Below are 22,396 nucleotides of genomic sequence, written 5' to 3'. Positions count from 1 at the left end.
TGCCCTCTTCATCAAAGCCCATATTTTGCAGCCGACGAGAAGAAGTACGTTGGTGAGGAACCCATTCTGTATCTCCAGGTTCCCAAGTAGAATAGAAGTTACCCTTAGCAGAAACTGCTACATATCTACCGTCGTTAGAACGGTGAATATTTCTAGCAACACCCACAGAGCCTTCTACCAAAGCTTTCCAGTTTTTGCCACCATCATTAGTTTTATAGATCGCTCCCAAGTTGGTGACCATTTCCGCTGTAGATTTACCCAAAGCAACAATATCTAAAGGTGCGCCTGGTAGTTTGCTGCTCAAAGGAATGCGAGACCAACTGTCGCCACCATCTTCTGTATGAAGCAAAATGGAGGGTTGACCCACAATCCAACCTTCATCTCCATCAAAGCTAATTGCTTCGAGGGCAACTTTTTCATCTCCCAAGTCTAGGGATTGTTGCGTCCAGGTTTCTCCACCATCGGTGGTTTCAAATAAGTTTGCTTGAGTTCCTACCAACCAACCGCGCTCGGGGTTACTAGTGAAAGCGACATCAGAAAAAATTGCTTCTGATGGCAGAGACAATATTTTCCAAGGGTTGCTAATGGTTGAAGGTACGTTACTACAGCTAATACAAAATATAGAAACTGCTAATAAGACAATTGCTTGTTTTATGTGTCTGACGGGAGGGATACAGCGTTTTACCGCAGGTATCCAACCACTAAATCGAATTAATGAATTCATAAACGTTTTTGCGGTCGATATTAAAGCATATAAAAGTAGACAGGCGTTGTTAAATCCAGAAATAAATCTGAGATTTGTTGGAATTAACAACCCTTAAAAACCAGCAGAAATTGAGCGATTGACTATATTTTCTGTGTTTTTGGCTCTGGGAGATATTTGCTAGCTTAAGCCGTACAAGCTGAGAAAGAATAAGAAACCCAAACCCAATGCGCCAAAAATCAGAATGTTTTTTTGCGAGGGAGTTAGAGTATTTACCCCAAAGCCATAACCCAAGTTTTCAGCAAAGCCAGAAGGCGCGCCTTGCGCTCCAATATTGACAAACTGAGTTTTACGAACGCCACAGACAGGACATCGCCAATCATTAGACAATTCTGTAAATAGAGTACCCGCAGGAACATTACTTTGATTGTCTCCCTTTGATGGTACGTATACATATCCACAGGAACGACATTCATAACTTGGCGGGGCTTGTTCGGCTAGAGTTTTCTCTTTAGATAGAGTTTCCTCTTGGACTGATTGTTCTTCTTTAGCTGGCTCATTCATTGCTTTATGTTAAGCAAATATTAAAATATTTTTCTTTTATGAATTATCGCACAAAAACTACTGGTAATAGAGGCGAGAGATCTAATGGAGGATATGGCGATCGCCCATAAAGTTATTTTGTTGTGGTTTTTAAGATAATATTTTGTTCGGGCGATCGCGAAATTAATTCTTCCTGTTGAAGCTGTTCTAATAGTTCGCCAACCAGAATTCGATCTATACCGAGAGTATCTGCCAGTTCTTTGGTGGTTAGTTTGAGTTCGATGATTTTTCCTTGAGGAATATTTTGACCAAATTTGTTACCCAGCCATTTTAATAAAAGCCACAATCGAGCAATTTCTTGAGGGTTGCGAATAATATAAAATAGTTCTTGGATTTGTCTGCTCCTATCTAAAAGATTGCTAGATATGCTTTCCCAATTAGAAACAGGAACAGAGACTGCCGTCACATCGGTCATACATTGAAGAAAATAAGGTTGAATATTAGACAGGGATTTACCCACAACATCTTGTTCTCCCCAAAAACCCAAAATTGCGGTTTTATTTTGGCGATCGATTGTATAGCTTTTGACTATTCCACTTCTTATTAACCACAAATCATTTGATTTTTCTGGTAATTCTTTTCCTGCATTAAAAAATTTAATTACCTGTTTCTCCATTAAAATTTCGTCTATGTCTTATTACGAAAGTGTCTTGGGTAACCAAACTTCTCAATACATTATTTTTTGATTTTTCAAACTTACAAAAATGCAAGCCACTTATTTTGATATAAATTCTTAACGTCCTATATTTGTGAAAGATTGACCAGTGATTTTTAGGAACTTAAGAAAAATAATAAAAAAAGCTCACTCTATATTTATGGATATCGTTCAATCAAATTCTATACGGATATTAAACGTAGCCTAGCTTACATCCTTAATTGTAGTGGCTATATAATTTATAAATAACTAATCAAAATATACTCTTTAAATATCCTTTACAACTCAGACAAAAATCAAAGATTTTTCGAGCATTTTTTGGCGACTGCACTTTTATAATAAAGATAGTAAATATGAGTAAAAACACTCATTGTATTTTTTTAATAATTATTTTATTATTCTCTTGGTAGTTAAAATTACTCAACAAAAGTTTAAGTCGGTGTACGATACTTTTACAAAACAAAAAAATTTAGTTTCTGACGACTAAAACCACAAGACAAAACTAAATCTAATGCCTTCAGAAAGATGATTGACTATCAAAATCTTTTTGATTTGTTTGCAGTGTTAATGCTGACTAAAACATTTTTTATTAATTATGAATAATCCAACTGCGAAGTCCAAAGTTTCTAGACCGCGACCAATTTTGATGACCCCAATTAGACGTTGTGGCAGTCATGCTTTGCGTTTGAGGCTAAATTCATCCCCAGATTTTTTTTCTCCTTATCCACTACATATTGTGGATTTTATGCCGCTCGTAAATCTTTATGGAGATTTAAAAAATGATTGGACATATTTTCAGTTAGTTGTAGATTTAATTGGCTTACAAAATGCCACTATGGTTAAGTGGGATGGAGTTGCATTAGATCCTGTAACAATATTTGAGAGTATTAAGAATGAGCCTCGAAGTCCCCATCGAGTAGCTTGGGAGATGTTATTCCAAGCAGGTAATAAATATCAAGCAAAAGTCGTAATGGATAAGTCTTTAGACAACGTTCATTATGCAGATGAATTAATCGAATTGTTTGACGATTTGTTGTTTTTAAATGTAGTGCGAGACCCTAGGGCTCAAGTTAACAGTATTAACAAAGCAATTATTCACGATTACGATCCGATTTTGAATACCATATCTTGGGTTAAAGCCCACGATCGCATTCAACAAGTTATTGCTAAGTATCCCGAAAAAGTCTTAACTATTAGATATGAAGACTTTTTGACCAATCAAGAAGCTGTATTATATAAAATTTGCCAATTCTTTGGTATAGAATTTCTAGATTCTATGATGGATGTATCGGGGTCTAAAGAAGCCAAAAATATTGCCGTTCTTTCGGCACTTTGGCAAACTAATAGTTCTGCGCCTATTCCTGCTTATATCGATAAATTCAAAAAAACCATGAGGGTTGAAGAAATCGAAATTATTGAGACCATTGCAGGAGAATATATGGACTTATATGGTTATGAAAAAATGACTCCTGCTGCTGCTAGGATTACAGAACAAATAATCTTAGACGCTAAAAAACGTAGCGCGCCCAAAAAACAACAAGCTTGGTTAGATTTAAAACAGAATGACCCCCGCGACTATCAACTCAGAAAATTCCGCGCCGACTATTTAGAAATGGTCAAGAAAAGACTTCTAGAACAACAAGTAGAAGCTTTAAATAGTGTTGAAAATAACGTTACTCATAGCGTGGTCTAAAATTTTCCTCTCGAAGTTCTAGTTAATCTACGGAAAATTAGATCGAATCACCGAATTTGATATTTATACCTGCAAAAAAACTCGGTTGAATTGATTTTGGTAGTAGTTAAACATAGTCGATTGCAGACATCAACTAAATAAACTAAATACAGCTATCAACGTGCGATCGATACTTATCTATCTGGGTTAACTAGAATAATTTTCCCTCAAACTGAAACAAACAATTAAATAAACCCTACTCACAACAAGAGGTATCAATCTCATGGTTCAAGTTACTACTACTGAAACAAAACTCAATTTTGATCGCCTTCAGCTAGAATACGAAAACAAAAGTCCCCGACAAGTTTTGGAATTTGCCCTCTCTAAATTTGATAATATTGCTATTTCTTTTAGTGGTGCGGAAGATGTAGTTTTGATTGATATGGCTTCCAAGATTACTAAAAACTTTCAAGTATTTTCGATCGATACTGGTCGCTTGCATCCCGAAACCTATGAACTATTGGAAAAAGTCAGAGACCGTTATGATATCGAAATAGAAATTCTTTTCCCCGATGCCAAACAAGTAGAAGCTTTGGTTAAAGAAAAAGGAATGTTCAGTTTCTACAAAGACAATCACAAAGAATGCTGCGGTATTCGTAAAGTAGTTCCCCTTCGTCGCAAGTTAGCTACCGTTGATGCTTGGGTAACAGGACAACGCAAAGATCAAAGTCCCGATACGAGAGCGAATATTCCTTTAATTCAAGCAGACATGGCTTTTTCTAGTGAAAAACACAAAATTGTTAAATTTAATCCTCTAGCTAATTGGTCTTCCGAACAAGTATGGAAATATATCCGTCATTTTAACGTTCCTTACAACAAATTACACGAGCAAGGCTTTATCAGTATTGGTTGTCAGCCCTGTACTAAAGCCGTTTTACCCAATCAACACGAACGAGAAGGTCGTTGGTGGTGGGAAAATTCCGCAGAGAAAGAATGTGGTTTCCATGAAGATAACTTGAAAAAATAATCAGAATATCTGGATGGAGAAGGAAAGTAGAAAAAATGGGGAAATAGGATGATGAATCGCAATCTTATTCCCCTAATAGAAAACTATGGAAATTTTAAGCTGGATAATCTTAGCCCTGGGAGGAATTGGTTCGGGAATTTTAGCAGGACTATTGGGGATTGGGGGAGGATTCATCATTGTTTCACTGTTAGTAACCTTGGCTTATCCTCCCATCCAAGCTATTGCCACTAGTAGCTTGGTTATTATCTTAAACTCTAGTGCTGGTAGTTTTTATAATTGGCGGATGGGCTATCTAGATTTCAAAAGGATCGTTTATATTGCCATTCCTGCTATCTTGACGGCACAGTCGGGAGTCTATTTTGCGACTAATATACCACCTTACTTTTTACTGATTATCGTTGGCTGCTTTTTGTTGGTGAATATCTTTCTGATTAGACTGCGTAAAAAGCTAGTAACTGAAGATCGAGCAAAATCTAATTCTTTGAAGCCCAATCCCATACTAGCGAGAATTTCTACAGGTAGCATAGCTGGATTTTCTGCTGGTTTGTTAGGAGTTGGTGGTGGTGCAATTATGGTTCCCTTACAAATGCTTTTACTTAATGAAGATATTAAAGTGGCGATTAGAACTAGTTTGGGTGTGATTTTAGCTGCAACAGTTTCTTCCTGTATAGTTCATGCCAGTCAAGGTAATGTTTTATTTCTTCAAGGATTAGTTTTAGGTCTGGGTGGAACGATTGGCACTCAAGTTGGGACGAGGATCTTACCCAAGTTATCCAACTCTTCAGTTAGTCAAGTTTTTACTTTATTCTTGGCAGCAATGGCTTTAGTCAACTTTTGGCAGGCTTGGAAAACTTACGCTGCAAGTTAAATAGTCATGTAGTTTTACGGTTTATAGTTAGAGGTACGAAGCAAAATGAATATAACTATGGTGAAAAAAATTCGACCAGACGGTAGTTTGTGTCGCAAATCAGCGGAGGTAACGGCAAAATTAAAAAAACTTAATTTAAGCGATCGCATTACCAAAGTGGTTTTTGCTGACGATCGCGATTATGCTAGTCCTGGGTTAGAATTAGCCCGACAACATGGTGTTAAAGCCGCGCCCTTCTTTGTAGTCGAAGAAAAAGATTCGATTGAGGTATATACTAAATATTCTCGCTTTTTAAAAGAGGTTTTGGGCTATCAGACTTCGGAAAACGAAGAAATTTCGGAAATTATGGCTCAACATCCCGACTTAGACTTTTTATAAAGGATGAAGGATGAGGATTAAGTAATGAGTGATGAGTAATGAGTGATGAGTAATGAGTAATGAGTAAGCTACGCTTTGTAAGTTTATTTATCGCCAAGTCTCCCAGTCTCCCAGTCCCCAAGTCCCTCAGTCCTGCCATTAATTTGATTTTGATGGTTTAGTTCTACCTCCAAGTTACTCAATTTTTCGATCTAATTCGGCAAAATTGCGGTTAAGTTCGGAAATTTGATTGCTTGTGTTTGGTTTATTAATAATAGAACGCTCTATCTGCTCGAAACAAGAATTTAAGCCCGCAGCAAATTCGTAGCGGGTAATCGGGCGATCGCCTTTAAATGTGCCATCGGGGAATCCCGAAACGCAACCATAACGTTCGACTAGACTTCTTAATGCTTCATAAGACCAATCGGTTGGGGATACATCCCGCAATTGGTTAACGCTGGTAACTTGATTGATGTTGTCGGTGGTTTTAATCTGGCTATATTGTTCGATGCGATCGAGTAATTCTGCTTCAGTTTGAGCCTGGGCAGATATTCCATAGCTGTTGGCAATCAAGGTAAAAGATAAGACCGAAGCAATTTTAAATATTAGTTTCAAAGCGATCGCTCTCCACAAAAATAACTAATTCTCATTTTAAATAAAAAAACTCTGCTGTATGAATAAATCAAATAGCAGAGGAATGGTAGTTGTTAGGTAAATCTAAATAAATCCAAATTAGAAGTTAAAAGTCGTACGCAGAGTAGCGATAAATAGATCGTCATTATCTTCATTATTATCTGGATTGTTAATGTAAATTACTCCAGGGGTAATACCAATATTGTCATTCAACTGATATTGATAAAAAGCTTCGGCGTGTAAAGACATGGTTTCATCTTCATCAAAACCATCTACATCAATAGTAGAGCTAGCTACCCAAGGTTGCATCCCGACAATGATTCCCCCAAGATTTCCTTCTTTACCCAAATCGGGGAAAGCCAAAGTAGCCGCCCAATTCCAAATATCTTGAGTACCGCGGGGTACGGTAACTCCACCATCTACAAAGCTACTAAGGGTAGTAACTTTACTCAAACCACCCCAGCCACCAATTACCAAGCGATCGCTCAAATCGAAGGAGAATTGCGCCCCATAAGAATCACTAACTGTGGGTACGCCATCTGCAAATACTCCAGGTGTGAGAGGATCGACATCTTCTCCTGCTGCGGTAAGAGATTGAATGTTAGCTAAGTCGCTACCGACTCCAGTATCGCTTTGATCTAAACCATGTACGTAGGTGAAAGCCACCTTCAATCTCTCTATAGGTGTAATAGTTAATTGTCCGATCGCACTATAAGATCCGTCGAATAAACCCGCTTCTTCGCTAGGATCGCTGGCTTCCCCTGCCAGATAGCCCGCACTAAACTCGATCGCATCGCCGAAGCTACGAATAATACCAATACCAGTTTCTCCTGGTGGCAGATACAATGGACTGCGAGTACCAAAAGCAGACAAAGCTCCAGATCCGCCATCTCCATCGAGAATGCTAACGGTGTCGGCAATATCATCCGCTGCCAAACCAGCAGCACCAATTAACACAGTAGTATTTTCTCCTAAAGGACGTTCGTAGAATAATACTTCTAAACCAATATCCCCATCAGCAGGTTCGGCAAAAGCCAATTCTCCTTGAAATGTACCTGTTTCCTCGACAAATTCGGGAAAATTGCCCGTAGATAGTCTAGTGAATAGTAAATCCTCTCCTGTAAAACTAGTCTCTAGTTCCAAACGGGTACGATAGCCCAATACAGGAACGCGATCTATATCTTCACCATCATTAGATCCTGCCACCACACTGGAAACACCAAAGATCGCTTCTCCTGCCAGTTTGGTAGTAGTGGAAAACTGACTATCTTCTACGGCTGCAATTCTGCTTTCGATTTCGTCAACCCTAACCCCCAAAGTAGACAACTCGGCTTCAAACTCTTGAGTCAGACTCTGAATGGTTTCTAAGTCTTCCAGGGCAACAGAAGGAGTAGAAGCAATCAGACGCTCGATTTGATTCAAGCAGGAATTTAAACCCGCAGCAAATTCGTAACGAGAAAGGGGCTGGTTACCGCGATAGGTTTGATTGGGGAACCCAGAGATACAACCATAACGATCTACCAAACTGCGTAGTGCTTCGTAAGCCCAGTCTGTAGGAGATACATCTCTCAGTTGATTGACATTAGTTACTTGATTGATGTTATTTTCACCTTCTTGCCCGTATTGTTCTATCTGTCGAATCAGATCGGAGGTTTGAGCCTGTACGGAGTTGCCATACAACCCTGCAACTAGAGCCACAAAAGCGATCGGGGCAGTTTTACCTAAAATTTTGAACATAAAATCCTCACACACCAATCTAACTAAATACGATAACGATTATCATTGTACTTGAGCTATAGAATAAAATTCTTCTGCCTTCATTTAAAGTTCGCCCCATTCCTCGGCTTCTGCAATTAACGAAAAGCTTGTTTCCTCTTCAATTTCAGCTAATTTAGATTTATGACTATTAGCAATTCCATCACCAGATAATCCTACAGTCGTAGCTAAATTTAGGGCTAAAAATAATTCTACAGATTTCATATTAATAATAATCTCTATTAATACTGAGACTTCTGAGAATACAATTAATGAAAAATATTGTCAACAATCTAACCTTAGGTCAGGTGAACAATATCAATCTGTAGCAATAGCTATTGATGGTTAGTTGTTAGTGGTTAGTCGTCAAGACAGCATAATAGACCAAATGGTTATAGGTTAAGTAGGAACTGCTTCCCCTGGGCGCAATCTAGACCATCTACCCATATCTTCGACAAAACTTTGACAGCCGACTACATCCCATTCCATTTCGATAGTTTCCCCTTCAGTGCGAATATTAACGTTGATGGTGGGTTCGATTGGCTCAAAAGTAGGATTTTCTGTCAGGTGGGGTTGTTGGTGTTGGGTTTCTACTGCATTATAAGTTTGGCAGCGATCGACATATTGGCAGTTAATACAGATACACATAATTCTCTTCTTGAGCTTCATGGTTTAATTATTAATTTAACAAAGATGACTAAATAGATGGCTGTAGAACAGATAAAGTTATATTTAGCTGGACTAAATTTTCCCTGGGATTTGAATCAATTACCCGACTCTGCGTATTTGGTAGGAGGATCGGTCAGAGATGCCCTGTTGCAACGTTATAAAGATCCTTTAGATCTTGATTTTGTCTTGCCAGCTAATCCCATTGCCATCGCTAAAGAAATCGCCAATCTTCATGGTGCGGGGTTTGTGGTTTTAGATGAAGTAAGAGAAATAGCTAGGGTAGTTTTTCCTCAAGGTACTTTAGATTTTGCCTTACAAGTAGGGGATAGTTTAACAGCAGATTTAACCAGAAGGGACTTTACGATTAATGCGATCGCCTACAATGTTGCCCAACAAGAATTAGTCGATCCTTTGGGGGGTTGTGCCGATCTTCGGCAAAAAATTTTAAGGATGGTTTCTCCGCAGAATTTAGAAGACGATCCCCTACGTTTATTAAGGGCTTATCGCCAAAGCGCGCAATTAAATTTAACTATCGAAGCAACTACCAGACAGGCAATTCGCGATCGCGCCCAACTTTTAGCTAAAATTGCTGCCGAAAGAGTACAAGCCGAATTAAATTATATTTTCACTTGCGATTTGGGCAATCTATGGCTTGGCATCGCAGCGGAAGATGGTTTATTGAACTATTGGCTTCCCAGTGGCGATCGCTCTAAAATCGAACAATTAGAGCGAGTCACCGATGCGATCGAGACTTGTCAGGATTTAGGTTTAGTTTTCCCCGAATTATCTTTATTAAGTAAATTGGCAACTTTGGTGTCTACAGAAGCTGTAGTCGCCGAAACAGAATTAACTCAACTGAAATATTCTCGCGATCGCATTAAAGCCGTCACTAAAACCGTCAAACATTTACCTTTCTTACAAACTGTCTCTGGTTCTATGAGTTTGCGGTCACAATATCTATGGTTTCTAGAAGTAAAAGAAATCTTTCCTCTTTTAATGGTTAGAGCGATCGCCACGGGAGTATCTTTAGATTTCCTCAAGCCTTTAATCGATCGCTATCTTAACCCCAAAGATCTGGTGGCACATCCCCAATCTTTAATCACGGGGAACGATCTAATTCAAGAATTAAACCTCAAACCTTCCTCCACCATTGGTAAATTATTAACTGAAATTCAAATAGCCCAAATAGAATCAAAAATTGCTACCCGCCAACAAGCTTTAGATTATGCTCTATTTTTGTTGCCGCAATTTTCTGTATAGTAATTCATCTAGTTTCGATCGCCAATGACTCTAGTTTCCTGATTCTCCTGCATGATATGAACTGCGTACTAAAGGGGCAGATCTAATATGAGAAAAACCCAACTCGCGGGCAATATTGCCCAAATGAGTAAATTCATCGGGAGTCCAGTATTTTTGAACTGGTAAGTGAGCTAAAGAAGGACGCATATACTGCCCGATGGTCAAGCGATCGCAATCGATCGCTCTTAAATCCTTCATGGTTTGGACGATTTCAGTTTCGGTTTCGCCCAAGCCTAACATCAAGCCAGATTTAGTCGGGATAGTAGGATCTAATTCCTTAACGTAGCGCAAGACATTAAGAGAGCGATCGTATTTTGCTCCTCTTCTTACTGGTGCTTGGAGACGTTTGACGGTTTCCAGGTTGTGATTGTAACAGGCGGGTTTAGCTGCAACTACTGTTTTGACTCTTTCTCGTTGAGCGATCGCAGCATTTTTTCCGCTCCAAAAATCAGGGGTCAACACTTCAATTTGCGTATTAGGGTTTTGGCTGACAATGGCATTCATCACCTTAACAAACCACTCCGCACCACCATCGGTAAGATCGTCTCTAGCTACAGAAGTTAATACCACATAGCGCAAGCTTAACAAACTAACTGCATCTGCTACTTTCTGAGGTTCTTCAGGATCTAAAATCATTGGCTGATGACCTTTTTCCACCTGGCAAAAAGCACAGGCGCGGGTGCAAGTTTGCCCCATCAACAAAAAAGTAGCAGTCTGGTTGGCGTAACATTCTCCACGATTGGGACATCTCCCCTCTTCGCAGATAGTATGAATGTTTCTTTGTTTGATAATTTTTTGGACGGTAGATAGTTCGCTCGCTTTTCCGAGCGGTCTTTTTAACCAGGGTGGCAAAGAGATAACTTCCGCGCGCCAACTATTTTTTACTGAGTCAGATTGTTGAAAATGCTCCATTACGCCCTAATTTTCGCAACATTACTTATTTAAGAATACAAAATAAATTATTACTAAGATGATTTTTCCTGTTATTTTGGTAATTTAAAAGGGAACTCTAAGCTTGTAAACAAACTAACTGTCAGAATCAGTCTAGTAAGTCGCAGGCATGAGAAGTTAGTCGCTCAGGAGTAAATCGTGTCAACCCACAAAATTTTGGTAATTGATGATAGCAAAGTCATCAGAATGCGTGTCAAAGATATGTTACCCGACGGTAACTTTGAGGTGATCGAAGCCAAAGATGGCTTGGAAGGATTTAACTTAATTAGAACGGAATTACCCAATTTAATTATGCTTGATTTCCTCCTACCAAAAATGAGTGGTTGGGAAGTATATCAAGAAATTCAAAAGCAACAAAGATTTCGTGCGATTCCGTTAGTATTAATGTCTGGTCGCAAGGAAGAAGTAACAGACAAGTTAACCGAGCCTTTTGAGTATTTCTCCTTTGTAGAAAAGCCTTTCGATCGCGAACAATTGGTCGAGGCAATTCGAGATGCGATGATGAAGGCGAAAAAACAGCCACAAAGCACTACTCAAGGAGGTGTTGTCAGAGCAATATCTGCGGTAGGTTCTACTGATATTTCGGCTCTCACCTCCGAAATCGAACTTTTGAAAATAAAAGTTGCCAAATTAGAGCAAGAGTCGGAAAGCATGAAAAAGCAGTTCAATCAACTAGTTAGTTTTATCAAACAGAAAATTGCTTAACTTTCCTCTAGCTAAATTTTAGAAGTTATCAATGCTTAAACAGTTACATCTATTTTGCTGGAACTAGTTGTTGCCATTAGTTTTTCTCTAGCCTTAAAGTCTGCTAGTTGGGCTTCAATTTCGTCTTTGACGATCTGACGATATTCAAGAAAATGTTCGTTATGGGCGCACATGGTTAGGTAATGTTCCCAAACTCCAGGGTTATGGCGGATGATGCTAAATAAATGATGCCAAAAAGAAAAGCGAGTATTGCGTTTAAAACCTTGTCGCCAAATAACAATTGCCAAGGCTTTAAGATCTACCCAACTAGGCATGGTAAAGGCAGATTTGTGTTGGGGCGCGCCGAGTTTGAGAAAACAACGATAAACCCGATCTAAATAGGTTTTTGGTTCGTACAGCGTCCAAAATGCCTCGATATATTCTCTGGCGATATCTTCAATGGGACGAGTGGGAATAAAATTCATTAAAGTGGTTTGATTGATATCTAAACGATTGCTATCTCGCAGTCGATCTTCTTTTTCCAAACGTTCCCACAAAGCAGTTAGGGGTAAAGCTTGCAACATCCCAAACATGGCGGTGGGGATAGCTGCCTCTTCGACGAAGTTGATGATTCTTTGTCCCGCACCCTTTTTCTCCCCATCAAAGCCAATAATAAAGCCAGCCATCGGACGCAATCCTGCTTGAATAATTAGATCTACGGTTTCGGCTAGAGAACTGCGAGTATTTTGAAACTTCTTAGTCAATTGCAAGCTAGATTCGTCGGGAGTTTCGATCCCTAAAAATACTGCATTAAAGTTACACTGCACCATCAATTCCATTAGTTCTAAATCTGCTGCCAAATCTACCGAGGCTTCCGTATTAAATTGGAAAGGATATTGATGTTCTTCTTGCCAGGTTTTTAATTCTTTAAGCAACAATTTAACGTTGCGTTTGTTGCCGATAAAATTATCATCAACCATAAAGATTCCTCGTCGCCAGCCCAATTCGTAGAGGTAATCTAATTCTTTTAATAGTTGTGCTGGTTCTTTAGTACGGGGTTTGCGTCCGTAAAGCACGATAATGTCGCAAAATTCACATTGAAACGGACAACCGCGAGAAAATTGTACCGACATCGAATCATAGGCATCTAATTCTAAAAGATCGTATCTCGGTATGGGAGTAGCAGTCACATCGGGTTTTTCCGTAGCGCGAAAAGTCCCGCTAGTTTCTCCCCTTGCTAGAGCTTCGACAAATAATGGTAGGGTGATTTCTCCTTCATCTAAGATTAAAAAATCTGCCCCCGCAGCTTTGGGTTCGTCGGGTAAAGAGCTAGAATAAGGACCTCCCACCGCCACTAATTTACTTCTTCTCTTGGCTTCTTGGATTTGTTCTAATAAATCTTGTTTTTGGACGATCATCGCCGAAAAGATGACTAATTCCGCCCATTCCCATTCTGCTTCGGTGACCGCTCTAATATTGCGATCTACTAGTTTGAATTCCCATTCTTGGGGTAAAATCCCAGCGACTGTAATCATGCCCAAAGGAGGCAACAATACTTTGCGCTCGACTAATTCCAGAATTTTGTCGTAAGACCAAAAGGTTTGAGGAAAAACAGGATAAACTAACAAAGTTCGCATAATATCGATCTCTTACTGGAAATAGCATACTTATTTATGTAAGAGGGTAACGCAATCTCAGGTTTTTGGGAAAAAATTAGCTTTTGGCGATCGCTTTTTCCGTAAATTATAGTCATTTCAAATAGAAACCATGCGAACAAATACACTGTTTTAGTTTCCTAGAGCCTAAAGCCTAAAGCCTCGAAACGACAAAGGGCTTGCCCGCATGTACTTTGAATCGTCAGGAAATTAATTAGAACGACTATATTAATCGAGCTTAAAATATCTGCCAGGATCTTGGGCTGACTTATTATTCAGATAAAGTAAAACTAGGAATTGGTAAAATCCGCTTTTTTTTCATCAGCACAATTGAAGATCGCGGGGCAACTTTGTAACTATTTTCATAAATTCTGGGGGCTGCCGTAGGTTCGGTAAAATCTTCGGGAGAGTTGAGGGCGGTATCGATAATACGATGCCAATGACTGCCCAATTCTAGGGGTGGTAATTGAAACTTGAGCGGTTTCCAATAGGCATTAAAAACTACATATAACTCTTCTTCTACCGCAGGATAGGAAAGGGTAAAAGCGATCGCATGAGAATCTTCTTCCCAATCTGGTTTGTAGAGTTTTGTGCCGTGCCAAGTTAGATGGGGTTGAGAACTTCTGAGACTGACTTTCAGAAAACTTTCTTGATTGAAAATTTCCAATCCTTGAATAAAGTTAATCAGCTTTTTGACAAAGCGCAACAAGTCTTTATTTTTGTCTACCAAGTCCCAATCAAACCAACTCAATTCATTATCTTGACAATAGGCATTATTATTACCATTCTGAGTATGTCTGATTTCGTCTCCCATTAATAACATTGGCGTACCTTGGGACATAAATAAGACCGTCAACAGGTTTCTAATTTGTCGCGATCGCAATTGTTCGATTTCTGGATCGTCGGTTTCTCCTTCTACGCCACAATTCCAGCTAAAATTATGGTTGCCTCCATCACGGTTGCCTTCTCCATTGCCTAGATTATGTTTATCGTTATAGGAAACTAAATCGTTGAGGGTAAAACCATCGTGACAGGTAATAAAATTAACGCTGCGATTAATATCCGTATCCAAGCGAGAATAAATATCGGGACTGGCTAAAATTCTGGCTGCTATGGTTTCTACCATCCCTGGATCGCTTTTAACAAAACGGCGCACGTCATCTCGAAAAGGGCCATTCCATTCGGAAAACCAATCGGCAAGCTCGACAAATTGACCTACTCCATATAATCCTGCTGCATCCCAAGCTTCGGCAATCAGTTTTGTACCCGCTAGGACAGGATCGGATTCAATAATTGAAATAATATCCATCATCCCTGTTTCGGGCTGAATCGGCTCGCCAAAAGTATTTCGAGCTAAAATAGTTGCCAGATCGAAACGAAAACCATCAACGTGCATTTCTGACACCCAATAACGGAGAGAATCTAAAATTAGGCGACTGACTACAGGATGATTGCCTTTAAAAGTATTGCCACAACCGCTATAGTTGGCGTAGGCTGCGGTTTCTTCTTCGAGAATATAGTAAGTAGTGTTATCTAAACCCCTAAAAGAAAGGGTAGGACCATTTTCGTTACCTTCGGCAGTATGGTTAAAAACTACATCGAGAATTACTTCAATACCAGCTTTGTGTAACGCTTTGACCATATCCCGAAACTCATCTACCGCACCCAAAGGATCGCGCCTCGAACTGTAGCCTCGGTGGGGCGCAAAGAAGTTAATCGTGCTATAACCCCAATAGTTTTTCAATCCTGGGCGTACGTCTTGAGGATCGAATTGGTGGACGGGGAGTAATTCTACAGCAGTAATGCCCAATTCCTGTAAATAAGGAATTTTTTCAATTAAACCTGCATAAGTACCTCGTTTGGCTTTTGGCAAGCCTGAGTTGGAGTTGCGGGTAAAACCGCCGACGTGCATTTCATAGATTACGCTTTTCGAGTAGGAAATGCGGGGATGGAGATCCCCTTCCCAGTCATAAGTACTAGGATCTAAGACAACTCCCTTGAGGGCTGTAGCGCAATTATCTCCAGGTTGCGAGGCAGCAGTGCGATCGTAAATTTCATCTCCCACAACAGCCCGTGCATAGGGATCTAATAAGACTTTACTGTTGTCAAAACGCTGTCCTTGTTTAGGTGAAAAATCTCCATTAGCCCGATAAGCATAGATTTGCCCTGCTTTAATTCCTGGGACAAATACGTGCCAATAGTAAAAAGTTTTATTGACCTGGGGATCTAACCAAATAATTTCTGTTGGCTGTTTGGCATCAGGGCGATCGAATAAGAGTAACCTTATAGCTGTAGCATTTTCGGAAAAAATACAAAAATTGACTCCATTATTATATACTGTTGCTCCTAAAGGAAAACTCTCGCCTGGCAATACATCTAACATTGAATATTCAACACTGTAGAAATTTTCAATCCACTTGTCAGTTTAAACCCAATCTTAGTTCTTGTTTGCATAGATTTTTACTTTTTGCCTATTTGTAGACTCTCCTTAGCCCTAGCAAGAATGATGCGATCGCTATTTGGGGTTAATTATTTGGCGTTGGTGAGTGCGTAATGCTTTAGACCAAAGCAAGTATAGTTTTATACCTTTATAAAACTCCAGGCCAATTGGCATTTGCTTTCTCGATGTTACCTGGAATATCCTTTTCCCAACGACGCTGAATCCCTTGATTGTAGTTCAGATAAAGCTTGCCATCCACGATTTTCCAGGCTTGAGGATCTATTGCAGCCGTATAACCTTGACTCACCGCCCAAGCACAGAAACCGCCATACTGAGGGGCATATTGTTCGGGATTAGCAGCAAACAAATCGCGATTTTCTTTAGTGGAGAATTGCCAGGTTGCCCCACTCCAATTATGGGAAAACTCCGATCTACCAGCCACAGGTCTGCCCTGAGTAAAATAGGCTACTGGGTCAGTACCGCGAATCGCCAAACCATTGTTATCAGCAAAAAAACGAATACGGGGGCTATTTGCTTGGGCAATTTCTACTTCAACTGAGGCGTTTGCTGCATCATTTAGTTGGTTGTTGGAATTAGCGTAACCAGCGAAGATTAATAAACCCGAACAAATAAAAAGTGTGAGGTTAAGTGATTTGTTTTTAAACATAATTTTAAATCTGACAAAAAGAAGAATTTTTTAAAAATAACTTAATACTAATAAACACTATGAAACTTAAATTTAGCTGAGACTATTCTGATAATGCAGTAAGTTAATTCTGAGTTTTTAAAATGTCAAAAATATCCTCCCCCACTTCCTCAACTTCCCTCACTTCCTCACTTTTCCCGACCTTAATATTTTGTTGACAAACAGTCTCTTAGAGGCTGCATCGGTCGGCAGATTACCTCTAGCAATCTGCCAAGAGTCTTCAATTTGACCAACAAAGTAGACTTTTAACTTGTCATAAATAACTTCTTGGTGATCCGTTTTGGTATCGATTGACGTATTAATTACAAAGCTAACCAAGGAAAAAATTATGAACTTCAAAAAAACTAGAATTAATTTACATCGTGCTTTGTTCGGTAGTGCAGCGATGGTTTCAATATTGGGAGGAACGATTTTAACTCCTGCTTCTACTCAAGCACGGGGAAACAATAGCCATGATTTTCAACCTAGTGTCACCTACGAAATTCAAACAAAAGCTAGTGAAGATTTCTCCGATACAAAAAAGGATAATTTTATTACAATCAACTCCCAAACAATCAATGCAATTAAACACGAAGACCCTACAACTACTCAAGGCAAATTACTGGCAAAAAGGGGTGTGGGTAAAGGTCAAGGTTCAAGTCCAGTATTTGAAGAAGCTGTTGAACAACTAAAAGAAGTTGGCAGAAAGCTAGATCGAGTTGCTGTCATAGCAATTCAGAATAATACAGGATACAATCTAATAGAGCCGAAAACTTATATCGATACAGGAAATATTCAAGGCGTACCTTACAGAATATCCAGTCAAAGCGGAAACAAATTTGTAGTGTCTAAAAAATGGGGTTCTTTCTACGGAACATCAGGAACTATAACTTATCGGTTGGAGGGTACTGACTCCAGAATTGCAATTACATGGTTTGTTCCATTAAGTTATGCAACCTATGACAACGGTTTTAATCTAGGTAGATTCTCAAAAAATGAATCTACCGATAAAAGACTTTTTGATTACTACTATAATCGGAGAGCAAAAGCAAAAAATGGCTCTGTGACAAAATCCTATAGAGATATCAAATTATATGGAACTATGGATGATGAAGGTAAAGCCGTATTAAAAGTGACGGTAGAACATATTTAAAGTCAATGCAGCCAATGGAAGAATGTTGGGAAAATTAATTTAGCTTATTTTAGTCCCCCTCTTCAAAAGAGGGGAGAATGTGTAAAAAGTTTTTGAGAATAATTAGTACTAGCTTCTGAAAAACATTTATAGTTCTAGCAGAGACAGACAAAAAGCTAATTGTTCGGCAATTTAGATGATTTCAGGTATTTCGTTCGGACACTTAGACTAATATACTAATTTTTTATATGAACTTTAAAGATATATCCGATAGCGAATTAATAACTATGCTGAGAGCTTCAAACTCAGAAGCCATGAATGTATTGTACGATCGCTATGGAGGATTAGTTTATAGTGTAGCCTTCAAAATTTTACAAAACAACTCCGATGCAGAAGAGTTAACCCAAGATGTTTTTGTTAGTTTATGGCAGCGAAATGACTATCAGCCAACACGGGGGAGTTTAAAAAGTTTTTTAGGTTTGCTAACTCGCCATCGTGCGATCGATCGATTGCGAAAACGCAATAGTTCTCAGAAATTTCTCGCTCGCTGGCAATCGTATATGCATGAAAATTCGATAGCTACTCTTCCTTTTGAAGAAGCTCAAGATCGAGAACAACAACAACAATTACAAACAGCATTAAGTTTGCTTCCTGTAGAACAGCGAGAAATTTTAATGATGAATTTTTTTGAGGGATTGAGTCGGGTTCAGATTGCTGAAAAGCTGAACTTACCAGTCGGGACGGTTAAAAGTAGAGTGAGATTGGCATTTGTCAAACTCAAGCAACTTTTATTGGAACAGAATCAACAACAATCGACAACCAGAGATTAGAATCATGACTACATTTAATCAGGATGAATTAGAGCTATTGGCAGCAGGTTACGTTTTAGACGATTTAGATGAAGCAGAAATGGTATTGGTCGAGCAATTAATCGAGTCATCTCCAGCTATGCGCGAGCAAATTCGTCAGTCTATGGCTGTCATGGGAGTTTTAGCTACTGATGTCCAACCAATGTCGCCTCCTGCTAGTTTGAAAAACAAAATTAATTCTACTTTTAAGAATACTGTTGAGTCGCCAAATATCGACTCTCAAGTTTCAAAAAAAAACCCAATTGGTCTCGACAATTGGTTTCAAGAAATATTTGATTCTGGTTGGCAAGTCGCTACAGAGTTATTAGGTACTTCCAATCTCACTCCTGCATTTAGAAATTCTGGAGTTGAAGGTGCTAAATTAATCTGGATCGCCTCAAATGAAACGCCGATTATTTTAATACTTAGAGTGAGAGAAACTTCAGTATGCGATCGCGATGTGGTAGTAGAGATTTTGCCCCAACTAGAAAGACAATATTTACCCAGTGGACTGCAACTGATGTTATTAGATTCTGATGGAGATACGGTAATGGAAGCTACTACTCGCCAAGAAAATAAAAATCTCAAATTTGATTTTACTGGGACTTGTGGCGAAATTTTTAGCATTAAGTTGGAATTTTTTAATAACTTCTTTCGAGAAGATTTTCTACTTTAAGATTATTCAAACATTGAAATGGCGATCAAGAAGAATAAAATTAACAGCCAAGAATTACGATTTACCTCTCAAAATATAAACATTGTCTAAGCAATTAGATTTTAGGCAATGTTTTTTCTTGTAAATATATAATCTTTTTTTTGTTGAGAGATATTGAAGTTAAAAATGATAGAGTTATTAAATAATTTGGTTCGAGAAGACTATATTCTCTAAAGTTAAATGAGCAAAGTAGTAGAACTAAAGCTAGACGGAAGTTTGGAACTAGGATTGCAAGTAAACTTAGCTATTGCTCCAGAAGCAAAGACCAGAGAGTTAGAAGTATTTGCAAGTTTACCCCCAGCACCACAACTCAAAGAAACATATGATTTGTGGCAATATAATTACCTCAGCCTTAATACAACTAGTCGTATCAGTGCTAAAAAAATTACTTATGATGGATCGATTCAGAAACATTTAACTGAGTCGAGTCGTTTGGCAAGTCAATTAAAACAGCAACTAAATGATTGGTTGAGTTCCCCTGAGTTTCAACCTATTTGGCGGAAGTTAATCGAAAAAACTGCCCCAGAAGAAATAATCAGAATTATTATTCGCACCACTGACAATCAACTACGAAAATTGCCCTGGCATTTGTGGGAACTATTAGAAAAATATCCCTATGCAGAGATAGCTTTAGCTACCAATGAATATGAAAAAATCAGCAGTACTCGTACTAATTTAGAGCAGCGAGGTATTTCTATTTTGGCTATTTTAGGAGATAGTAAAGGTATTAATCTTGCTGAAGATAAGCAAATATTAAGCGAAACATTAACTAATGCTACAATAACTTTTCTTTGCGAACCAAAAAGAGATGAAATTAGCCATCAATTATGGGAAAAGAAATGGGATATTTTGTTTTTTGCAGGACATAGTAAAAGCGAATTTGAAACAGGGCGAATTTATATCAATCCTGAAGATAGTTTGAGTTTAGAAGAATTGTCTTATGCTTTGAAAAAAGCAGTAGACCGAGGAGGGTTAAAAATCGCAATTTTCAACTCTTGTGAGGGTTTGGGTTTGGCAAGTTTTTTAGAGAAGCTTAATTTACCTCAAATTATTGTCATGCGGGAATTAATCCCCGATCTGGTGGCACAACAGTTTTTAAAATATTTTTTAGCAGATTTCGCCAGTGGCAAACATTTCTATTTAGCTGTCAGAGAAGCAAGAGAAAGATTGCAAGCATTAGATAGCAAATACCCAGGTGCTAGTTGGCAGCCAATTATCGTTCAGAATCCTGGGATAAGCTTGCCTACTTGGTCTAGTTTGGCAGGAATTGACGAGTCTAAAATTTCTGTTGCAGTGACACCTTCTTCTATGGAAACTCGAATTATTAATAAGAGTTCGAGGAGAAAAGTTTTAAAGTATGGCGGCTTAATGTTGGGGGGAATATCATTAGCGGCTTTTTTAGCAAGAAAGCCAAAACCAACCGTAAAAGAATCGATTGTTGAAATTAAATTAGTTAAAAGTATTCGAGTTTCTTTGGTGACAGAAATATGGTCTTTAGCAATATCACCCGATCGCAATTTTATTGCTAGTGGCAACGATCGCGGTACAATTGAGCTTTTCAATCGTCAAACTGGAGATATTACTAAGATATTGAGCGAACATAAAAATGTCATTCGTGCCTTGATTTTTATGCCTCAAACCAATCGATTAATTTCAGGAGATGGCGATGGGACGATCAAAATTTGGAATAAAAAAAATAATAGTTTAGAACGAAAACTATTAGGACATTCTGGTAGTATTTGGTCTTTAGCTATTAGTCCCGATAGTCAAACATTAATTAGTTGTAGTGAAGATGAAACTGTTAGGGTTTGGAATCTACAAACAGGAAAAATAAAGACTATTATTTTTTCTCACGACACTATAGTCTATGCTTTAGCTTTTAGTCCCGATAATCGAATATTTGCTAGTGGAGGAAAAGATAAAATTATTAAAATTTGGAATGTTAAAAATAGAAGCCTCTTAAAAACTTATTCGGGACATCAAGATGCAATTAGAGCGATCGCCATTAGCCCCGATAGTCGTTATTTAGTCAGTGGTAGTTGGGATAATACCGTTAAAGTTTGGGATTTAGTAAGTGGTGATTTAGTCACAACTTTTAAAGGTCATCAAAATCGAGTTGTCACCGTAGCAATTGGCAATAATTCCGATACGATCTTTAGTGGTTCTACAGATAATACAATTAAGGTTTGGAGTATCAAAAAAAATCAATTAATAACTACCCTTTCACAACATCATAATTGGGTTTTGTCTTTAGCTGTTAGTAACAAAGAAAACTTACTAGTTAGTGCTGGTAAAGATAGCACGATTAAAGTTTGGGAGTACTAGCAACTGAGTAATGAGTAATGAGTAATGAGTAAGTAACAATTAATTATTTTTCCAGATTCTTAGCTTATTATCCCCAGCCGCACTACCGCTAATTATAGAGCGATCGCCGTTGATAAAGATAGCGGAATTTACTCCTGCATTACTTCCCGATAGAGTACGAATTACTTCCCCTTTATTTATGTCCCATAACTTGATAGTTGTATCTTCATCAGTACTGACTAAAATCGTACCATCGGAGTTAAAAGCAACTGAATTTATGTATTTAGAACTATCGATCAAAGTATTAATTAAATTCCCCGTTGCTACATCCCATAACTTGATAGTTTTATCGGTACTTCCAGTAGCTAAAATTTGACCATCAGGACTAAAATTAACCGTCCTGATGTTATCATCATGCCCCACAATAGACTTAATTAAATTGCCCGTTGCTAAATCCCATAACTTAATAGTTAGATCTTGACTAACACTAGCAATTGTTTGATTGTCGGGACTGAGAGCAACAGCATAAACTCCTTTTTCGTGTCCCGTCAAAGTATTAATTAAATCTCCCGTTTCAGCATTCCAAACTTTAATATTTTTATCCCAATCACTATTAATAATCTTCTTGCCATCGGAACTATAAACTAAAGATCTGACGGCTTTTTCACTAGCATCAATGGTGCGAATATTCTCCCCTGTATCTACTTGCCAGATATTAATTTTCCCATCTTTACCACTACT

The 22,396-nt window shown here is 38.4% G+C and carries 22 protein-coding genes; 10 read left to right on the top strand and 12 right to left on the bottom strand.

Going from position 1 to position 22,396, the window contains the following annotated elements; all coding sequences use genetic code 11:
• The 3 genes from AC33VI_RS13420 to AC33VI_RS13410 all read right to left on the bottom strand — a co-directional run.
• Positions 1-724: photosynthesis system II assembly factor Ycf48 (locus AC33VI_RS13420; RefSeq protein ID WP_491782774.1), on the bottom strand; the 724-nt coding region annotated here is incomplete at its 3' end.
• A gap of 159 nt (positions 725-883) precedes the next feature.
• Positions 884-1,267 (bottom strand): rubredoxin, encoded by a 384-nt coding sequence (locus tag AC33VI_RS13415; RefSeq protein WP_491782773.1) that lies wholly within the window; start codon positions 1,265-1,267, stop codon positions 884-886.
• 112 nt (positions 1,268-1,379) lie between these two features.
• On the bottom strand, positions 1,380-1,922 hold the full coding sequence (locus tag AC33VI_RS13410) for a Crp/Fnr family transcriptional regulator (protein WP_491782772.1): 543 nt from the start codon (positions 1,920-1,922) through the stop codon (positions 1,380-1,382).
• A 634-nt stretch (positions 1,923-2,556) separates the two neighbouring features.
• Here AC33VI_RS13410 and AC33VI_RS13405 point away from each other — a divergent pair.
• From AC33VI_RS13405 to AC33VI_RS13390, 4 genes are all read left to right on the top strand, one after another.
• The gene (locus AC33VI_RS13405; protein WP_491782771.1) at positions 2,557-3,654 is read left to right on the top strand and encodes a sulfotransferase family protein; all 1,098 of its coding nucleotides are present in this window, start codon (positions 2,557-2,559) and stop codon (positions 3,652-3,654) included.
• Positions 3,655-3,916: 262 nt separating this feature from the next.
• Positions 3,917-4,660 (top strand): phosphoadenylyl-sulfate reductase, encoded by a 744-nt coding sequence (locus tag AC33VI_RS13400; RefSeq protein WP_491782770.1) that lies wholly within the window; start codon positions 3,917-3,919, stop codon positions 4,658-4,660.
• Positions 4,661-4,745: 85 nt separating this feature from the next.
• The gene (locus tag AC33VI_RS13395; protein ID WP_491782769.1) at positions 4,746-5,528 is read left to right on the top strand and encodes a sulfite exporter TauE/SafE family protein; all 783 of its coding nucleotides are present in this window, start codon (positions 4,746-4,748) and stop codon (positions 5,526-5,528) included.
• A gap of 45 nt (positions 5,529-5,573) precedes the next feature.
• Positions 5,574-5,906 (top strand): hypothetical protein, encoded by a 333-nt coding sequence (locus tag AC33VI_RS13390; protein ID WP_491782768.1) that lies wholly within the window; start codon positions 5,574-5,576, stop codon positions 5,904-5,906.
• A 174-nt stretch (positions 5,907-6,080) separates the two neighbouring features.
• Here the strand turns inward: AC33VI_RS13390 and AC33VI_RS13385 are convergent, their stop codons facing one another.
• From AC33VI_RS13385 to AC33VI_RS13370, 4 genes are all read right to left on the bottom strand, one after another.
• Positions 6,081-6,500, bottom strand: a complete 420-nt coding sequence (locus AC33VI_RS13385; protein WP_491782767.1) for an iron uptake porin — start codon at positions 6,498-6,500, stop codon at positions 6,081-6,083.
• 117 nt (positions 6,501-6,617) lie between these two features.
• Positions 6,618-8,255, bottom strand: coding sequence for an iron uptake porin (locus AC33VI_RS13380; protein ID WP_491782766.1), 1,638 nt, complete (start codon positions 8,253-8,255; stop codon positions 6,618-6,620).
• An 84-nt stretch (positions 8,256-8,339) separates the two neighbouring features.
• Complete coding sequence (locus AC33VI_RS13375; protein WP_491782765.1) at positions 8,340-8,498, bottom strand: hypothetical protein; 159 nt, start codon at positions 8,496-8,498, stop codon at positions 8,340-8,342.
• Positions 8,499-8,672: 174 nt separating this feature from the next.
• On the bottom strand, positions 8,673-8,921 hold the full coding sequence (locus AC33VI_RS13370) for a Ycf34 family protein (protein WP_491782775.1): 249 nt from the start codon (positions 8,919-8,921) through the stop codon (positions 8,673-8,675).
• A 57-nt stretch (positions 8,922-8,978) separates the two neighbouring features.
• On the opposite strand from AC33VI_RS13370, the gene AC33VI_RS13365 reads away from it, so the two are divergent.
• Positions 8,979-10,202: a tRNA nucleotidyltransferase/poly(A) polymerase-related protein gene (locus AC33VI_RS13365; protein WP_491782764.1), complete on the top strand. Its 1,224-nt coding sequence runs from the start codon at positions 8,979-8,981 to the stop codon at positions 10,200-10,202.
• 30 nt (positions 10,203-10,232) lie between these two features.
• On the opposite strand, the gene lipA is transcribed toward AC33VI_RS13365, so the two are convergent.
• The gene (gene lipA / locus AC33VI_RS13360) at positions 10,233-11,153 is read right to left on the bottom strand and encodes a lipoyl synthase (protein ID WP_491782763.1); all 921 of its coding nucleotides are present in this window, start codon (positions 11,151-11,153) and stop codon (positions 10,233-10,235) included.
• Between the two features lie 177 nt (positions 11,154-11,330).
• Here lipA and AC33VI_RS13355 point away from each other — a divergent pair, with 177 nt between their 5' ends.
• Positions 11,331-11,897, top strand: a complete 567-nt coding sequence (locus AC33VI_RS13355; protein ID WP_491782762.1) for a response regulator — start codon at positions 11,331-11,333, stop codon at positions 11,895-11,897.
• Between the two features lie 35 nt (positions 11,898-11,932).
• Here the strand turns inward: AC33VI_RS13355 and AC33VI_RS13350 are convergent, their stop codons facing one another.
• The 3 genes from AC33VI_RS13350 to AC33VI_RS13340 all read right to left on the bottom strand — a co-directional run bounded on the left by AC33VI_RS13350 (position 11,933) and on the right by AC33VI_RS13340 (position 16,638).
• Positions 11,933-13,513 (bottom strand): B12-binding domain-containing radical SAM protein, encoded by a 1,581-nt coding sequence (locus AC33VI_RS13350; RefSeq protein WP_491782761.1) that lies wholly within the window; start codon positions 13,511-13,513, stop codon positions 11,933-11,935.
• Positions 13,514-13,802: 289 nt separating this feature from the next.
• Positions 13,803-15,914, bottom strand: a complete 2,112-nt coding sequence (gene glgX / locus AC33VI_RS13345) for a glycogen debranching protein GlgX (protein WP_491782760.1) — start codon at positions 15,912-15,914, stop codon at positions 13,803-13,805.
• A gap of 205 nt (positions 15,915-16,119) precedes the next feature.
• On the bottom strand, positions 16,120-16,638 hold the full coding sequence (locus AC33VI_RS13340) for a YHS domain-containing (seleno)protein (protein ID WP_491782759.1): 519 nt from the start codon (positions 16,636-16,638) through the stop codon (positions 16,120-16,122).
• Positions 16,639-17,005: 367 nt separating this feature from the next.
• Here AC33VI_RS13340 and AC33VI_RS13335 point away from each other — a divergent pair, with 367 nt between their 5' ends.
• The 4 genes from AC33VI_RS13335 (at position 17,006) to AC33VI_RS13320 (ending at position 21,676) form a co-directional block, all read left to right on the top strand.
• Positions 17,006-17,809 carry an actinoporin family protein gene (locus AC33VI_RS13335; protein WP_491782758.1) on the top strand — a complete coding sequence of 268 codons (804 nt, stop codon included), beginning with the start codon at positions 17,006-17,008 and terminating at the stop codon, positions 17,807-17,809.
• Between the two features lie 227 nt (positions 17,810-18,036).
• Positions 18,037-18,618, top strand: a complete 582-nt coding sequence (locus tag AC33VI_RS13330; protein WP_491782757.1) for a sigma-70 family RNA polymerase sigma factor — start codon at positions 18,037-18,039, stop codon at positions 18,616-18,618.
• Between the two features lie 4 nt (positions 18,619-18,622).
• On the top strand, positions 18,623-19,312 hold the full coding sequence (locus AC33VI_RS13325) for a DUF1822 family protein (RefSeq protein ID WP_491782756.1): 690 nt from the start codon (positions 18,623-18,625) through the stop codon (positions 19,310-19,312).
• Positions 19,313-19,531: 219 nt separating this feature from the next.
• The gene (locus AC33VI_RS13320; RefSeq protein WP_491782755.1) at positions 19,532-21,676 is read left to right on the top strand and encodes a CHAT domain-containing protein; all 2,145 of its coding nucleotides are present in this window, start codon (positions 19,532-19,534) and stop codon (positions 21,674-21,676) included.
• A gap of 39 nt (positions 21,677-21,715) precedes the next feature.
• On the opposite strand, the gene AC33VI_RS13315 is transcribed toward AC33VI_RS13320, so the two are convergent.
• On the bottom strand, positions 21,716-22,396 hold a 681-nt coding region (locus AC33VI_RS13315; RefSeq protein ID WP_491782754.1), incomplete at its 5' end, for a WD40 repeat domain-containing protein.

This window comes from Waterburya sp. (assembly GCF_058530065.1).
Note: the sequence above shows the minus strand (reverse complement) of the source record. Positions and strands in the feature narration are given on the sequence as shown.

Excerpts from the sequence above, each read along its gene's own strand:
- AC33VI_RS13405 (WP_491782771.1), top strand. The coding sequence starts at position 2,557 with ATGAATAATCCAACTGCGAAGTCCAAAGTTTCTAGACCGCGACCAATT.
- AC33VI_RS13380 (WP_491782766.1), bottom strand. The coding sequence starts at position 8,255 with ATGTTCAAAATTTTAGGTAAAACTGCCCCGATCGCTTTTGTGGCTCTA.
- AC33VI_RS13415 (WP_491782773.1), bottom strand. The coding sequence starts at position 1,267 with ATGAATGAGCCAGCTAAAGAAGAACAATCAGTCCAAGAGGAAACTCTA.
- AC33VI_RS13330 (WP_491782757.1), top strand. The coding sequence starts at position 18,037 with ATGAACTTTAAAGATATATCCGATAGCGAATTAATAACTATGCTGAGA.
- AC33VI_RS13365 (WP_491782764.1), top strand. The coding sequence starts at position 8,979 with ATGGCTGTAGAACAGATAAAGTTATATTTAGCTGGACTAAATTTTCCC.
- AC33VI_RS13410 (WP_491782772.1), bottom strand. The coding sequence starts at position 1,922 with ATGGAGAAACAGGTAATTAAATTTTTTAATGCAGGAAAAGAATTACCA.
- AC33VI_RS13400 (WP_491782770.1), top strand. The coding sequence starts at position 3,917 with ATGGTTCAAGTTACTACTACTGAAACAAAACTCAATTTTGATCGCCTT.
- AC33VI_RS13325 (WP_491782756.1), top strand. The coding sequence starts at position 18,623 with ATGACTACATTTAATCAGGATGAATTAGAGCTATTGGCAGCAGGTTAC.
- AC33VI_RS13340 (WP_491782759.1), bottom strand. The coding sequence starts at position 16,638 with ATGTTTAAAAACAAATCACTTAACCTCACACTTTTTATTTGTTCGGGT.
- AC33VI_RS13335 (WP_491782758.1), top strand. The coding sequence starts at position 17,006 with ATGAACTTCAAAAAAACTAGAATTAATTTACATCGTGCTTTGTTCGGT.
- glgX (WP_491782760.1), bottom strand. The coding sequence starts at position 15,914 with ATGTTAGATGTATTGCCAGGCGAGAGTTTTCCTTTAGGAGCAACAGTA.
- AC33VI_RS13395 (WP_491782769.1), top strand. The coding sequence starts at position 4,746 with ATGGAAATTTTAAGCTGGATAATCTTAGCCCTGGGAGGAATTGGTTCG.
- AC33VI_RS13370 (WP_491782775.1), bottom strand. The coding sequence starts at position 8,921 with ATGTGTATCTGTATTAACTGCCAATATGTCGATCGCTGCCAAACTTAT.
- AC33VI_RS13375 (WP_491782765.1), bottom strand. The coding sequence starts at position 8,498 with ATGAAATCTGTAGAATTATTTTTAGCCCTAAATTTAGCTACGACTGTA.
- lipA (WP_491782763.1), bottom strand. The coding sequence starts at position 11,153 with ATGGAGCATTTTCAACAATCTGACTCAGTAAAAAATAGTTGGCGCGCG.
- AC33VI_RS13320 (WP_491782755.1), top strand. The coding sequence starts at position 19,532 with ATGAGCAAAGTAGTAGAACTAAAGCTAGACGGAAGTTTGGAACTAGGA.
- AC33VI_RS13390 (WP_491782768.1), top strand. The coding sequence starts at position 5,574 with ATGAATATAACTATGGTGAAAAAAATTCGACCAGACGGTAGTTTGTGT.
- AC33VI_RS13350 (WP_491782761.1), bottom strand. The coding sequence starts at position 13,513 with ATGCGAACTTTGTTAGTTTATCCTGTTTTTCCTCAAACCTTTTGGTCT.